Source organism: Pseudooceanicola profundus, assembly GCF_054919315.1.
The window spans coordinates 606,168-620,128 of sequence record NZ_CM142898.1 but is presented as its reverse complement, the minus strand read 5'-3'; the positions used below and the strand labels follow the sequence as shown (position 1 = coordinate 620,128).

The 13,961-nt window shown below is 68.1% G+C and carries 12 protein-coding genes; 1 reads left to right on the top strand and 11 read right to left on the bottom strand.

Annotated elements, in window-relative coordinates; all coding sequences use genetic code 11:
• Position 1: 1 nt before the first annotated feature.
• The 11 genes from ACX9MO_RS02750 to ACX9MO_RS02700 all read right to left on the bottom strand — a co-directional run bounded on the left by ACX9MO_RS02750 (position 2) and on the right by ACX9MO_RS02700 (position 12,516).
• Positions 2-406, bottom strand: a complete 405-nt coding sequence (locus ACX9MO_RS02750; protein ID WP_462213471.1) for a thioredoxin domain-containing protein — start codon at positions 404-406, stop codon at positions 2-4.
• A 10-nt stretch (positions 407-416) separates the two neighbouring features.
• Positions 417-737: a HypC/HybG/HupF family hydrogenase formation chaperone gene (locus ACX9MO_RS02745; protein WP_462213470.1), complete on the bottom strand. Its 321-nt coding sequence runs from the start codon at positions 735-737 to the stop codon at positions 417-419.
• Positions 738-741: 4 nt separating this feature from the next.
• A complete protein-coding gene (locus tag ACX9MO_RS02740; RefSeq protein ID WP_462213469.1) occupies positions 742-1,350 on the bottom strand; it encodes a HyaD/HybD family hydrogenase maturation endopeptidase in 609 nt (202 codons plus the stop codon).
• Positions 1,351-1,976: 626 nt separating this feature from the next.
• On the bottom strand, positions 1,977-2,720 hold the full coding sequence (gene cybH / locus ACX9MO_RS02735) for a Ni/Fe-hydrogenase, b-type cytochrome subunit (RefSeq protein WP_462213468.1): 744 nt from the start codon (positions 2,718-2,720) through the stop codon (positions 1,977-1,979).
• The gene (locus tag ACX9MO_RS02730) at positions 2,717-2,914 is read right to left on the bottom strand and encodes a hypothetical protein (RefSeq protein ID WP_462213467.1); all 198 of its coding nucleotides are present in this window, start codon (positions 2,912-2,914) and stop codon (positions 2,717-2,719) included. The genes cybH and ACX9MO_RS02730 overlap by 4 nt, the downstream gene beginning before the upstream one ends.
• 14 nt (positions 2,915-2,928) lie before the next feature.
• Positions 2,929-4,722 (bottom strand): nickel-dependent hydrogenase large subunit, encoded by a 1,794-nt coding sequence (locus tag ACX9MO_RS02725; protein WP_462213466.1) that lies wholly within the window; start codon positions 4,720-4,722, stop codon positions 2,929-2,931.
• A 3-nt stretch (positions 4,723-4,725) separates the two neighbouring features.
• A complete protein-coding gene (locus tag ACX9MO_RS02720) occupies positions 4,726-5,823 on the bottom strand; it encodes a hydrogenase small subunit (protein ID WP_462213465.1) in 1,098 nt (365 codons plus the stop codon).
• A gap of 201 nt (positions 5,824-6,024) precedes the next feature.
• On the bottom strand, positions 6,025-8,667 hold the full coding sequence (gene hypF / locus ACX9MO_RS02715) for a carbamoyltransferase HypF (RefSeq protein ID WP_462213464.1): 2,643 nt from the start codon (positions 8,665-8,667) through the stop codon (positions 6,025-6,027).
• 11 nt (positions 8,668-8,678) lie between these two features.
• Positions 8,679-10,109, bottom strand: coding sequence for a nickel-dependent hydrogenase large subunit (locus tag ACX9MO_RS02710; protein ID WP_462213463.1), 1,431 nt, complete (start codon positions 10,107-10,109; stop codon positions 8,679-8,681).
• Positions 10,106-11,098 (bottom strand): NADH-quinone oxidoreductase subunit B family protein, encoded by a 993-nt coding sequence (locus ACX9MO_RS02705; RefSeq protein WP_462213462.1) that lies wholly within the window; start codon positions 11,096-11,098, stop codon positions 10,106-10,108. The genes ACX9MO_RS02710 and ACX9MO_RS02705 overlap by 4 nt, the downstream gene beginning before the upstream one ends.
• On the bottom strand, positions 11,095-12,516 hold the full coding sequence (locus tag ACX9MO_RS02700) for a sensor histidine kinase (protein WP_462213461.1): 1,422 nt from the start codon (positions 12,514-12,516) through the stop codon (positions 11,095-11,097). The genes ACX9MO_RS02705 and ACX9MO_RS02700 overlap by 4 nt, the downstream gene beginning before the upstream one ends.
• A 397-nt stretch (positions 12,517-12,913) precedes the next feature.
• On the opposite strand from ACX9MO_RS02700, the gene ACX9MO_RS02695 reads away from it, so the two are divergent.
• Positions 12,914-13,930: an ABC transporter substrate-binding protein gene (locus tag ACX9MO_RS02695; protein ID WP_462213460.1), complete on the top strand. Its 1,017-nt coding sequence runs from the start codon at positions 12,914-12,916 to the stop codon at positions 13,928-13,930.
• The last annotated feature ends 31 nt before the right edge of the window (positions 13,931-13,961 follow it).

The following is a 13,961-nucleotide window of genomic DNA, read 5'->3' as shown; positions in this document are numbered from 1 at the left end:
CTCAGGCCTCCTCTTCGTGGGCTGTGGGCTGTGCCGCGAGGATGCGCGGGATCCGCGCGATGTAATCGTCCCAGTCGCGCACGCGGGCGATGCCGCCGACACAGACCCCGTCACGGAAGAAGATCAGCGAGGGCGTCTTGAGCACGCGGGTCTCCTCGCGCAGGCGGGTCTCGATCTCGTCGCCCGCCACGGCGCAGTCGAAGGCGCGCTGGAAGGCGATGTGCAGCTCGGGCAGGATGATCGCCACGTCGGGCGTCTCAAGATTGCGGGCCGCCTCGCCGGGCACAAAGACGACATGGGCGCCGGGCGCCTCGGCGAAGCTTTCGAGCGCGGCCCAGTCGGTGAGGACGGGATAGCCCATCTCGGCCGTCAGGCGCGTGACGAGCGGGTGTTGCGGTGCGGACATCGGGGTCTCCTCAGGCGGTCGTCTTGCCCGCGGCGGCGGCCGCGGCGAGGTGGGGGGGCAGGCTGGGGCTGCGGGCGTCGAGATCGGCAAAGGCATCGCCAAGATCGCCGCCCTCCATCAGGCTGCGCAGCCCGCCGAGCGCGTCGCGGATCAGCCGCGCCTCGTCCCATGTGATGACCTCGCGGGCGGTGCCGAGGAAGGTCAGCACCCATGTGCCGGGGGCCAGCGGGCCGGTGAGCGACAGGTCGATCAACTCCTCGCGGTCCCCGTCGAGGGCCGTGGCCGCGATACCGTCGACCGAGAGGATCTTCATCGGGATGCCAAGACACATGGGCCTATTCCGCCGCCGGGAAGAAGCGCGCATCCCCGATCCGGCAGGCCACCTCCTCCGACGGGCGACCGCCTTCGTAGACGTCGCGGTGCAGCGCCGGATCGGCCAGGTCGTTGGTTGCGGTCTGGCCCTCGGTGGCAGTGATGCCGCGCGCGGCCAACCAGTCGCGGGCGATGGCCACGGCCTCGGGGATGCGGGCGGCGGTCTGCGGGCGCAGGCCCCCGCCGAAATCCTCCAGCTCCACTGGCTGGCAGCCGATCAGCACGATCTGGTCCGGGCAGTAGCCCATCAGCTGGGCCGTGGCGATCACGTCCTGAAACCCGGTCTGGTGCAGGGACATCTTCTTGGCGCCCATGAACGCGGGAACCTCGTCACCCTCGACCACCTTCATCGTGCCGGGGGGCAGGCCGTAATCCACCGCGTCGAAGACCACCATGATGTCGACCTCCTCGAGGAAGGGCAGCAGGTAGAGCCCCTGCGTTCCGCCGTCGAGAATGGCGACCTCCGGCCCGTAGGCCAGCGTGCGGGCGACATGTTCGACGCATCGCACGCCGAAGCCTTCGTCTGCCCAAAGCACGTTACCGATGCCCAGGATAAGCGCCTTGTGCGCCATGATGTCCCTCCCTTCGTGGCGTGACCGGTGCGAGCCTTGGCAGCCTGCTTTCCGGTCTCTGCTGAAACCGAACATAGGCTTGGCGGCGGGCCTCCGCAGCGATTCCTGAGTTTGCGGTGTATTTTATGCAAGCATTTGAGTTTAAATCGTTTATGTGGATTTTGCTGCGTCGCGGCAAGTGGCGTTGTGGAAGTATTGTATCCAATGTGATCGGTTGTGCGGATATTTAATTTCCATGATGCGGTTTGGCGTCGCCATTCTGGCGCCGCTATGGCCTGCCGTTCTGATCACTAACTTGCCACGGAGGCACGATTTTTCGCCTTTCCTGCGCGCCCTGAACCGGGAGGGGAGGCGCGCATTGCCGGCGCGCGCGGAGGCGATCCAGACCTCTCTGGCCGCCACTTAATGGCAGCCAAGCTCGCCGCTCCTTCTCAAGGGACCACCTAGCCTCACCAAATCGCCGCCGCGTGGGGGCGCGCCGGCGATGCGCGGCGGCCTGCGGCCTTGTCCCGCGCGGGTGGTGGTCGGTGACGATGTTGCCGGGTGACGGAAGGCTGCTCGTGCGCCGGCAGCAAAGCAAAAGGGCGGGCCGAAGCCCGCCCTGTCTCACACCTTAAAAGTGGGTCTCAGTCCTCGTCGTCCTTGAAGGTCCGCGTGCCCGAGATCATGGTCGAAACCATCGACTGCCGGGACATGATGTCCTCGCGGATCGCGGCGTAGATGTGGATCATCATGAAGATCAGGATCGCGTACATCCCGAGGTGATGCAGCTGGTGCAGCACCATCGAATTGCCGATCCAGTCCCGCAGCGGGCCGAACACGAGGTCGAAGATGCTGCCCTGCTGCGCGCCCTCGGCATAGAGCGCCATGCCGGTCACGATCATGAAGCTGAGCCCCACGGTCATGAAGAAGAACATGGCGATCTGTGCCAGCGGGTTGTGGCCCACGTATTTCTTGGGTGTCTTCTCGAGGAAGGCATACCACTTCATCTCGTGCCAGACCTCGGCCCACCACGCCTTCCGGTGCAGCGGCAGGATGAACATCTGCTTGGCGTGGTGGTTGCCCACGAAGGCCCAGTAGATGCGCCCGAAGAAGCCCACGGTCATGATCATGCCGGCGGCGAAATGGGCAAAGCGGATATAGCCGAAGACGAACTGGTGCGTCGCCTCGGCGATCTGCATCGAGGGCGGCGGCGACCCGATGAACCAGCCGGTCACGATCAGGACCAGGATCGCGGCGGCGTTGATCCAGTGCCACAGCCGGACCGGGGCCTCGTAGACGTAGACGCTGGTGTCGCGCCGGATCGTCGCGTGATCGGCCTCGGTCGCATCCCCGGTGAGCCGCGCGGCCTTGGGGGAGGGGCTGGTCATTTGCCCCCCTCCCGGCGGCGGATCAGCAGATAGGCGGCGACGCCCACGGCCGCCAGCAGGGCCAGCGGCCCGAGGTGGGCCGCGAGGTGGCTCGCCTCGTCGTGGGTCGCCTCATGCAGCCCGTGGGCCCGTGCCGCCAGCGGCAGCGTGGCGAGTGCGGCGGTGATCGCCGCGCCTTTGCTCAGATGGGTCATCATGGTCTCCTCCCTCAGCGCACCTTGACGGTGGTCAGTTCCTCGCCGTCCGGCGACATCACGTGGGTCGAGCAGGCAAGGCAGGGGTCGAAGCTGTGCAGGGTGCGCAGGATCTCGACCGGCTCCTCCGGGCGCTCCATCGGCGTGTTCATCAGGCTGGCCTCGAAGGACCCGATGTTGCCGGAGGTGTCGCGCGGGCTGCCGTTCCATGTGGTCGGCACGACGCATTGGTAGTTCTCGATCCGCCCGTCCTTGATCTTGATCCAGTGGCCGAGCGCGCCGCGCGGCGCCTCGGTCATGCCCACGCCCATGGCTTCCTTGGGCCATGTGGAGGGATCCCACTTCTCGATGTTGGCCGTGCTCTCGTCGCCGTTCTTGATGTTGGTGATCAGCTTGTCGAAGAAATGCTGCTGCAGGCGCGAGCAGTATTCCGATTCCAGCGCGCGGGCGGCGGTGCGCCCCAGCGTCGAGAAGATCGCATCGAAGGGCAGGTCCATCGCGCGCAGCAGCCCGTCGACCTGATCCTTGATGTCCTCGTGCCCCTTGGCATAGCCGATGATGTAGCGGGCCAGCGGACCCACCTCCATCGCGTGACCCTTCCAGCGCGGCGCCTTGATCCACGAATATTTCGCGGCCTCGTCGAGCTCCTGAATGTTGGTCTTGGTGCCCTTGGCGTTGGGGCCCAGTTCGTACTGTGCCTCGGTCACGCCATCCCAGGGGTGCAGACCCTTGCCCGGCTCACCATAGGTGTACCACGAATGGTCCACGAACTCCTGGATCTGCTCCGGATCGCGCGGATCGACGTCATGCACGACCGAGAGGTCGCCGTTGATGATCGCGCCGCGCGGCAGGTGCAGCTGCTCGGGGCTGAAATCGTTGGGATGCTCGGGGATATCGCCATAGGCGAGGCAGGCCTGCGAGGAGAGCCCGCCGCCGTAGAGCCAGTTCTTGTAGAACCCGCCGATGGCGATCACGTCCGGGATATAGACGTTGCGGTTGAAGTCGAGCGATTGCTGGATGATCGACTGAACCATGTTCAGCCGCTCCATGTTGATCGCGCCGACCGCGCCCGCGGAATGGACATTGATCGGACAGGGCACGCCGCCCACCAGCCAGTTGGGATGGGGGTTCTTGCCGCCAAAGATCGTATGGACCTTCACGATCTCCTTTTGCAGGTCGAGCGCCTCGAGGTAGTGGGTCGTGGCCATCAGGTCCGCCTCGGGGGGCAGGCGATAGGCCGGGTTGTCCCAGTAGCCGTTCTTGAACAGGCCCAGCTGGCCGCTTTCCACGAATTTCTTCAGCCGGTTCTGCACGTCCCGGAAGTACCCGGGCGAGGACAGCGGGTGGTTTGGCCCGACCATCTGCTGCAATTCGCTGGTGGCCTTGGGGTCGGCCTTCAGCGCATTGATCGGGTTCACCCAGTCGAGCGCATGCAGGTGGTAGAAGTGCACCACGTGGTCGTGGATTTGCAGCGCCAGCTGCATCAGGTTGCGGATCGAGTTCGCGTTGTCGGGGATCTGGATGCCAAGCGCATCCTCGACCGAGCGGACCGAGGTCAGCGCGTGCGTCCCGGTGCAGACGCCGCAGATGCGTTCGGTGAAGGCCCATGCGTCGCGCGGATCGCGGCCCTTGAGGATGACCTCAAGCCCGCGCCACATGGTCCCGGTCGAGACGGCGTTGCGGATCACGCCCTGATCGTCGACGTTAACCTCACAGCGCATGTGCCCTTCGATCCGGGTGACGGGATCGACGACGATGCGACGGCCGGAATTGTCCAGCTCGAAGCCATTGGGGGTCTGGATGACCATGGCTTACACCTCCTCCTGCGCGGACATGCGGTCCTGCGTTTTCTTCTGTGCGGATTTCAGCGCCGAGACAGCGGCGTGCAGCGCGATGCCGCCGCCCACCACGCCCGCGGCGGCAAGGCCGATCTGGTCTGCGTTCTTCTCGACCCCGAACTGGGTCAGGTCGGTGACACGGTTGTAGAAGCTGCCCTGATCCCAGAAGCCGTCCTCGGAACAGCCGATGCAGCCGTGGCCGGACTGGATGGGGAAGCTGACGCCCTCGTTCCAGCGCACGGTGGAACAGGCGTTGTAGGTGGTCGGGCCCTTGCAGCCCATCTTGTAGAGGCAATAGCCCTTGCGCGCGTTCTCGTCGTCCCATTCCTCGACGAACTGGCCGGCGTCGAAATGCGGACGGCGGTAGCATTTGTCGTGGATCCGCTGGCCGTAGAACATCGCCGGGCGGCCCTGACGGTCAAGCTCGGGCAGGCGGTCGAAGGTCAGCATGTAGGTGATCACGCCGGTCATGACCTCGGCGATCGGCGGGCAACCGGGCACCTTGATGATCGGCTTGTCGGTGATGACCTTGTGCACCGGCACGGCGCGGGTCGGGTTCGGCTTGGCCGCCTGAACACAACCGTAGGAGGCACAGGCCCCCCAGCTGATGATCGCCTTGGCGTCCTTGGCCGCGTGGCGCAGCTGCTCGACGAAGGGCTTGCCGCCGACGATGCAGAACATGCCGTCCTCGTTCAGGGGCGGGTTGCCCTCGACCGCGAGGATGTAGTTGCCCTTGTACTTCTCGATGGTCTCTTCCAGCGCCGCTTCGGCCTGATGTCCGGCGGCGGCCATCAGCGTGTCGTCGTAGTCGAGGCTGATCATCGACAGCACGACGTCCTTGGCCAGCGGGTGGGCCGAGCGGATGAAGCTCTCGGAGCAGCAGGTGCATTCGAGGCCGTGCACCCAGATGACGGGCGTGCGGGGCTTCGTTTCCATCGCGTGGGCGATCTTGGGCACGAAGGCGGGACCGAGGCCGAGGGCGGCGGCGGTCAGGGAACAATATTTCATGAAGCTGCGGCGGGTGATCCCCTGCCGGCGCATCACGTCGTAGAAGGTTTCGATCTGGCTCAAGCTGCGTCTCCTCCGAATTCGGGCGGGGGCCCTGCGCTGGTTCGGGCATCATGCAGCGGCATACCTTGGTGTGCGGAGGGAAAAGCACGGCCAGGCTTGAGGTGGATTTATGTCTTTTGGATCATGGGCTTGCGCTGAAATTGCCCGCCTTTCTGCGTCCGCAGTATGGTCAGGCGGCAGCCGTGGCCTCCGGGGCAGTGGTCAGGCGCTTTCCAGCCGCGTCAGGGCGATCACCGCCTGTCCAAGCGCCAGCCCACCGTCGTTCGCGGGCGTTTCGCGATGAAGCAGGAGCGGCAAATCCGCGAGCGCCCGGGCCGTGAGGTCGAGCAGCAGCGCATTCTGGTAGCACCCGCCGGAAAGTGCCACGGCCCGCGCCTCACCGCGCTCCACGAGCGCCCGGGCTCGACTGGCAAAGGCGCGCGCCAGACCGGCATGGAAGCGCGCGGCGCGGATCGGATCGGTGCTCTTGTCGGTGAGCAGGGCGTGCAGCATCGGCGCAGGGTCGATCCCCGGGCCGCTGCCGAAGTCATAGCCCGGATCGCCAGCCTGTAGCGCTGCGCGGCCCTCCGGCTGGCAGGCCAAGGCCTCAAGCCGCATGGCCGCCTCGCCCTCGAAACTTTGCCGCGCGGGGCAGAGCCCGAGGAGGGCTGCCACCGCGTCGAAGAGCCGTCCGGCCGAGGACGACAGCGGCGCGTTCATCCGGGCCGCCTGCCGGGCGAGCGCCAACGGATGCCCCGCCAGATGCGCCTCGGCCGCGATCCCTGCCTGATCCAGCCGGGCGAGCGCATTGCGCCACGGCTCTTGTGCGGCGCGGTCGCCCCCGATCAGGGGGACGGGCGTCAGGTGGGCGGCGCGGGTGCAGCCCTCGTAATCTCCCAGCAGCAGCTCCCCGCCCCAGAGCGTGCCATCCGGCCCCAGCCCGGTGCCATCCAGCACGATCCCCGCCACCGGCCCGCCGTCGCGCGGCCAGAGGTTTTCGGCCAGACAGGCGGCGAGATGCGCGTGGTGATGCGCCACCTCGATCACCGGCAGGGAGCTGGCATGGGCGTGCTGCGTGGCGCGGTAGCCGGGGTGCAGGTCACAGGCCATGGCCTGCGGGCGGTGATTGAAAAGCTGGGTATAGTCCCGCTCGGCCTGAAGGAAGGCCTGCCACGTCAGGGCCTCGTCGAGGTCGCCGAGGTGGTGGCCCAGCAGGGCCTGCCCATTTTTGGTCAGGCAGAGCGCGGCCTTCATCTGCCCGCCCACGGCCAGCACCTGCGCATGGGGCAGGCCCTCGGGCAGCGGCAGGGTGCCGGGCACGCGACCGCGGGCGCGGCGCAGGATCATCGGGCCCTGCGGGGTGATGCGCTCGACGCTGTCGTCCAGCCTGCGGGCGATGTCCCGGTCGTGCAGTACGAAGGCATCGGCAAAGGGCGCCAGCATCTCGCGCGCCTCGTCGTTGTGGATCGCCATGGGCGCGCCCGAAAGGTTGCCGGATGTCATCACCATGGGCCGGCCCACGGCATCGGCCAGCAGCCAGTGCAGCGGCGTGGCGGGCAGCATCCAGCCCAGCGTGGATTGGCCGGGGGCGAGGGTCTCGGGCAGGGGCTGGCCCGCCTTCTCCAGCAGCAGGATCGGCGCGGCGGGATCGGCAAGGCGGGCCTCTTCCTCGGCGCTCGGCGCGGCGTGGCGGCGGATGAGGTCGCGCGGGGCCATGAGGGCGAAGGGCTTGGACGGGCGGTGCTTGCGGGCGCGGAGCCGGGCGATGGCCTCGGCATTGGTTGCGTCGCAGGCGAGGTGGACCCCGCTGAGGCCCTTGATCGCGAGGATATGGCCCGACGTCAGCAGCGCCGCGGCCCGCGCGATGGGATCGGGGTGCTGCGCCTCTTCACGGCTCCCTGCGGGCGCGGGGCGCTCATCTGGTCGGGAGGCAGGCGCGCGCTCCAGTCCGGTGCGATGGGCTGCGCCCCCGGCGTCCGAGGGCGCGCCGGGGCCTGAGGCTTGCGGCGCGGCTGCCTCCTCCAGCCAGACCTTTGGCCCGCAGTCGGGGCAGGCCACCGGCTGTGCATGGAAGCGACGGTCGGCGGGATCGTTGTATTCCGCCCGGCAGGCGGGGCAGAGCGGGAAGGCCGCCATCGTCGTCTGCGCCCGGTCGTAGGGCAGGCCGGTCACGATGGTGAAACGCGGCCCGCAAAGGGTGCAGTTGGTGAAGGCGTAGCCTCCGCGGCGGCCCTCTGTCCGGACCTCGGCGAGGCAGGCGGGGCAGGTGGCGGCGTCGGGCGTCACCCGCGTCTCGGCCCCTGCCGCGCCTGATGCGGCGATGATGAACCCCTCGCAATCGGGCATTTCCGCCGCCGCGCTTTCCACCGCGTCGATGCGCGCCAGCGGCGGGGCCTCGGCACGCAGCGCCGCCTCGAAGGCATCGAGGTTCGGGCCGCTCACATGGATCAGCACGCCCTCGGCATCGTTCAGCACCTCGCCCGCCAGCCCCATGCGCCGCGCCAGCTGCCAGACGAAGGGGCGAAAGCCCACGCCCTGCACCTGCCCACGCACCCGGATGCGGCGGGCCTGCGGTGTATCCGGCACAGAGGGCGCGGTCCCATGCGGCAGTGGCAGGCCGCTTTTGTCGCGCGCACCGGTGCGGTGCGCGGTCTGCAACGCTGTCTCGGGCGCTGTGGCGGCGTCGTGCGAGGGGGGTAAACTCTGATCCGCGTCAGGCGGGCCGATCCGGTCCGGCGCAGCGGCGCGGCGGGCCTGCGGCGCGCCGGTCCCGGTGCCGGTCCCACCGGGGCCGCTGCCGTCCAGCGTGTCTCTTGGGGTGCCGGGTGCCAGCGTTTCGCCGGATGTCTTGGGCGGGCGCGTCATTGCGGGCGGCCTCAGTGCACCGTGCAGACCATGCAGGGGTCGAAACTGCGCACGATATGCTGAACCGACAGCGGCGTCTCCTCGCCCTCGGCCACCTCGGCCCCCACAAGCGCCATCTCCACCGGGCCTGGCGTGCCCGTGGCGTCGCGGGGCGAGAAGTTCCACGTCGTCGGCGCGACGATCTGGTAGGAGGCGATCCGCCCGCCCTCGATCTTCAGCCAGTGGCCCAGCGAGCCGCGCGCGGCCTCGACCAGCCCCGCACCGGTGCCGGCCTTGACCGTGGGCTGGTCGCCCATGAACCGCGCGTCCGGGTCGAGCGCACGGGCCCAGTCCTCCAGCAACAGCTGCAACCGGGCGATTTCCAGCAGGCGGCCCGCGATCCGGGCGCGGGTGGAGCCTTCGGCGGCAAGCACCTGCGCCAGCGGATGCCCGTCGATGGCCTGCCGGGCGAGCGCCCCGACCTCGGTCACGCGACCGCCAAGGCGTGGGGCCTTGCACCAGCTGTAGGCGCTCTCGCGCATGTCCTCGTCGGGCAGGGTCTGGCCTTGGGTCGGATGCGCGGTGTCCCCCAGCATCCAGGCGTGGCTGAGGTCCTCGGTGATCTGGGTGGCGTCGTAGGGGGTGACAGTGCCGTCGTCCCACAGGCCCGAGGCCATGGCGCGACCGCCCTCCAGCGGATAGGCCCCGAAGGAGAGGTAGCGCCGCGGGCCAAAGCCGCTGAGGTGCAGCCCCAGATCGGCGGAGATCGCCATGAAGAGCCCGGCATCCCCCGTCTCCCATGCCTCAAGCTCCGCGATGGTGGAGAAGTCGGCAAATGCTTCGACCGGGGCACCGAAGAGCCCGTCTTCGAGGTAACGGCGGAAGCTGCGCAGCGTGGCCAGCATCCGCACCCGGTCCTGTGCGGCGGGCGCACGGGTGACGCCGCCGGGCTGGATTGCCAGCGTATGGGGCCATTTGCCCCCCAGCGTGCCCGCGATGTGGAAAAGCCGCGCGCGCGCCTCGGCGGTGGCGCGGGCGGCGCTGCCCTGAAGCGCGGTGAAGCGCTGCACGGCGCGGTCGTGCCAGGCGCGGCCCGCATAGGCGGGGCGGGCGAAGTCGGGCATGAAGAAGAGGTGGAAATGGGTCACATGGTCGGCCATGTTCTCGACCCCGTGCAGGATTGCCGCTGCAAGCGCGCCTTGTGCGGGCATCCGGGCGCCCGAGGCCTCGGCCAGGGCAAAGGCCGCCGCCGCCGACTGGCTGACCGAACAGATGCCGCAGATCCGGGGCGTCAGGGTCAGCGCATCGCGCGGGTCCTTGCCGGGCAGCATCATCTCGAACCCGCGGAAGAGGGGCGAGTTCGCATAGGCCGCGGCCACCTGACCGTCGCGGATATCGAGCTTGATTTCGAGGTCGCCCTCGACCCGGTTGAAGGGCCCGACCAGAAGTTGCCGTTCGCTCATTTGCCGCTCTTCTCTGCGCCGGGGGGGATCTTCAGCCGGTCGGAATGGGCGTTCACGTCGATCCGTTTCGGCGTGGCGGCCTTGGACAACGAGGCCAGCGCCATGAACCACGCCTTGGGCATGTCCGAGGGCAGCCCGATGGGAATGCCCGCGAGGGTCGGCGTCTCGGTGAAGGGGTGGCGGGGTTCCTCGAACTCGGGCGCGGTGCAGTTGATGCAGGGGTAGTTCCCCCGCGTGCAGGAGCCGGAGCCGTTCCACGGCCGGATGTTGCAATCGGCATGGGCCTGCGTGCCGACGCAGCCGAGGTGTTCCATCATGCAGCCCATCTCGGACAGCTCGCGGGCCGAGGCCTTGTATTCGTAGAACTCGTTCTTGGTGCAGGCGTGGTGCACGAGGTTGTCGGCGTAGAAACGGGGCCGCCCCAGCGGGTCGAGGTCTTCTGCCGCGAGGCAGTCCTCGGCCAAGAGCAGCAGCGTTTCGGTCACCCAGTCAGGGTGGGTCGGACAGCCTGCAACGTTGATCACCGGACGCCCCGACCGGGCGCGGAAATCGCCGGGCAGGGCGCCGCCTTTCAGCTTGCCGTCATAGGCCAGCCCCACGGCGCCGGCGGGGTTGCCGCCCGCCGAGGTCACGCCGCCATAGGCCGCGCAGGTGCCCACGGCCACCACGTCACGGGCCAGCGGCGCGAGGCTGCGCACCCAGTCGAGCATGGGCCGCCCGGTGCCCGCCAGCATGTGATAGCGCCCGGTGCCCTTGGGGCCGGTCACGATGGAGCCCTCGACGCAGAGCACGTCGAGCGTCTCTTCGCCTGCCTCGATCCGCGCCAGCAGGCGGCGCACCTCGGCCCCGGTCTCGACCGAGATCGAGGGATGCCAGAGCAGGTCGATACCCGCGTCGGTCAGCAGGTCGAAGACATTCGGGTCCTCGGCGCAGAGCAGCGACATGGTGCAGCCGCCGCAGCCTGCGGATTGAAGCCACAGAAGGTTCACGTGTCCTCCGGTCGGTCAGGAGTGCCTGTCGTGTCGCCCGTGCGGGCGGGATCATCTCCGGTTTCGGGCCCGCCGTCTGTCTTGCTGTCTGGCCCGCTCTCAGCCCCGGTGCCAAGCGGCAGGGCGAGGCGGAAGTCGCCCCCCGGCCCGGGGCCCAGCGTCAGCGCGCCGCCGTGTTCCTCGGCGATCTTCGCGCTGATGGAGAGGCCGAGGCCGGTGCCCTGTCCCACGGGCTTGGTGGTGAAGAAGGGGTCGAAGATCGCCGCGCGGTTTTCCTCCGCCACGCCGGGGCCGGTGTCGCGCACGGCAACGACGGCGCGGCCGTTCTCGACCCCGATCTCGACGCTGACGGCGGCATCGTCGTGGCCCTGCACCGCATCCATGGCGTTCTGGATCAGGTTCATGACGATCTGCTGGATATGCCCCGGCGTGCCCTGCACCTTCAACGAGGTCATGCCGGTGAAACTGGTGGTGAGGCCGCTCTTCGACCCGCGCTCGACCCAATGGGCAGCCACGCGGGCCAGCTCCACCAGATCGAAGGCCGAAACATTGCCGGAGCCCTCCGCCGAGAGGCGCCGCAGGTCGGCCACGATGTCGCGCACCCGTTCGGCCCCGTCGCGGGCGCCGTCGATGGCCTGCCGCAGGTTGCGCAGGGCCCGGTCGAGCTTCAGCTCCTCGCGCAGCGAGACGAGTTCCTCCCGTGAGGCCCCGGACTGGACGCGGTCGAAATAGGTCTCGAACCGGCCCACGTAACGCTCAAGCGCATGGGCATTGGCATAGACGAAGGAAATCGGGTTGTTCAGCTCATGGGCCACGCCCGCCAGCAGGCGGCCCAGAGAGGCGAGTTTCTCGTTGCGCACCAGCTGCATCTGCGCCTGTTGCAGGGCGCGGTGGCTTTCCTCCAGCTCGGAATAGGCGCGGCGCAGCTCTCCCAGCGGGCGGCCCACGAGGACGGCGCCGATCAGCCGGTGCCGGTCGTTGATCCGGGCGGAGAGGGTGAACTCGAAGGGGGAGGGCCCCTCGGTGGAGATCACGTTGGCCTCGAACCGCGTGTTCGAGAGGGTCAGGCGCAGGTCGGTCAGGGCTTTCGCGATGGCCTCGCCCCGTTCGGTGCGGAAGATCTCGGCCACGGGACGCCCCACGAGGTCGGAGGCCGCGCGCCCGGTGACGGTGCAGAGCGAGGCGCTGACCTCCTCGATGGTGCCGTCGCGGCCGACCACGGCCATGATCTCGCTGACGCTGTCGAGGACCGAGGCGATGAAGCGGCGCAGCTCGTGCAGCTCCTCGCCCTGCCGTTCCAGCTGCTCCTGATGGGCGACCAGATCGGCATAGGTGCGGTCCACCGCGGCCAGCACGTTGACCCAGGCCTCGTCGCTGAAATCGGTCGCTTCCGTGGATGTGTCGGTCCCGGGACCCATCGTTGCCCTTTCCCCCAGCTCCCCGCCCCATTTCAACGGCGGGCGCCGTCGCGGTCTTCAAGATGTAGCCCCTCGCGCGCGGGAAATCTACGGGTGCGCCGCTTGGCTGGCCGTCCCGCAGGGCAGGGGGCGCGACTCGGGGCCCTGCAGGGGGTTGCGAGGGGCGCGCGCGCAAGGTGCGCGGGGAGACGCAGCCCTGCCGGGTGGAAAGCTGCCGTAGCGGCAGGCTGGCGCAGTGAACGATATTTGACCATTTGTGCGCCAACGAAAAAGAATCCTTCTGACACGAGGCGCGGCTTGACTTGATAGTGGCGCAAACGGCTCTACTGAAGGCATCCCGAAACGCCGGGGCGACGCCGCCCCGGTTTCACTCACGCTTACTGGACAGGTTCGCGCCATGAAAAACCTTCTCACGGTCTCCCTCCTTGCCCTGACCGCCTCGGCAGCTGCCGCGCAGGCGGAAACGCTCACCATCTCGTGGTGGGGCTACAACGGCGACAAGCTCAACGAACTGCTGATCGAACCCTTCAAGGCCGAATGCGGCTGCGACGTGGTCTTCGAGACCGGCAACAACGCCGACCGCCTCGGCAAGCTGACCGCGCGCGGCGGCAAGGGCGTCGACCTGATCTACCTGACCGACAGCTACAGCCAGGTCGGGATCGAGAACGGCGTCTTTCAGGAGTTCGACCGCTCCAAGCTGACCAACCTCGACGAGCTTTACGAAGTGGCCCGCGACCCGCAGGGCGGCTATGGCCCGGCCTACACCGTGGGCCGCATCGGCATCGTCTACGACGCCGACAGCGTCGAGCCGATCACCTCGTGGAACGATCTGTGGCGCGATGACCTGGCCGGCAAGCTGTCGCTGCCGAACATCACCACCACCGCGGGCCCGATGGTCGTGGTGCGGGCCGGTGACCTTGCAGGCACCGACGCCTACGAGGACGCGGACCCGGCCTTCGCCAAGATCGAAGAGCTGAAGCCGAACGTGGTGAAGAACTACAACACCGGCTCCGAGATGGTGAACCTCGCCTCCACCGGCGAGATCGCGGTGACCATGACGCAGGACTTCACCCTGCGCTCGCTGAAAGAGGCCGTGCCGGGCATGACCTGGGCCACGCTGGACGATGGCGACATCGCGGTGCTGAACACCGTGAACATCCCCACCGGCGCCGAGAACCCCGAACTGGCCTACAAGTTCGTCGACTTCCTGCTGTCCCATGACGTGCAGCAGGCACTGGCCGCGGCCGGTGTTGATGCGCCGATCAACAGCACCGTGGAACTGGCACCGGAACAGGCCGCCATGTGGACCTACGGCGAAGAGGCGATCAACAGCCTGAACAAGATGGACTACGCCAAGATGAACGCGGCCAAGACCGAGTGGATTGACCGCTGGAACGAAATCTTCGGCATGTAATCCGGGCACATTTCGCCTAGACTAACCGGGC

What these genes read in the sequence shown, in the direction of transcription:
- ACX9MO_RS02695 (WP_462213460.1), top strand. Translation starts at nt 12,914, where the DNA reads ATGAAAAACCTTCTCACGGTCTCCCTCCTTGCCCTGACCGCCTCGGCA.
- cybH (WP_462213468.1), bottom strand. Translation starts at nt 2,720, where the DNA reads ATGACCAGCCCCTCCCCCAAGGCCGCGCGGCTCACCGGGGATGCGACC.
- hypF (WP_462213464.1), bottom strand. Translation starts at nt 8,667, where the DNA reads ATGACGCGCCCGCCCAAGACATCCGGCGAAACGCTGGCACCCGGCACC.
- ACX9MO_RS02730 (WP_462213467.1), bottom strand. Translation starts at nt 2,914, where the DNA reads ATGACCCATCTGAGCAAAGGCGCGGCGATCACCGCCGCACTCGCCACG.
- ACX9MO_RS02710 (WP_462213463.1), bottom strand. Translation starts at nt 10,109, where the DNA reads ATGAGCGAACGGCAACTTCTGGTCGGGCCCTTCAACCGGGTCGAGGGC.
- ACX9MO_RS02750 (WP_462213471.1), bottom strand. Translation starts at nt 406, where the DNA reads ATGTCCGCACCGCAACACCCGCTCGTCACGCGCCTGACGGCCGAGATG.
- ACX9MO_RS02725 (WP_462213466.1), bottom strand. Translation starts at nt 4,722, where the DNA reads ATGGTCATCCAGACCCCCAATGGCTTCGAGCTGGACAATTCCGGCCGT.
- ACX9MO_RS02745 (WP_462213470.1), bottom strand. Translation starts at nt 737, where the DNA reads ATGTGTCTTGGCATCCCGATGAAGATCCTCTCGGTCGACGGTATCGCG.
- ACX9MO_RS02700 (WP_462213461.1), bottom strand. Translation starts at nt 12,516, where the DNA reads ATGGGTCCCGGGACCGACACATCCACGGAAGCGACCGATTTCAGCGAC.
- ACX9MO_RS02740 (WP_462213469.1), bottom strand. Translation starts at nt 1,350, where the DNA reads ATGGCGCACAAGGCGCTTATCCTGGGCATCGGTAACGTGCTTTGGGCA.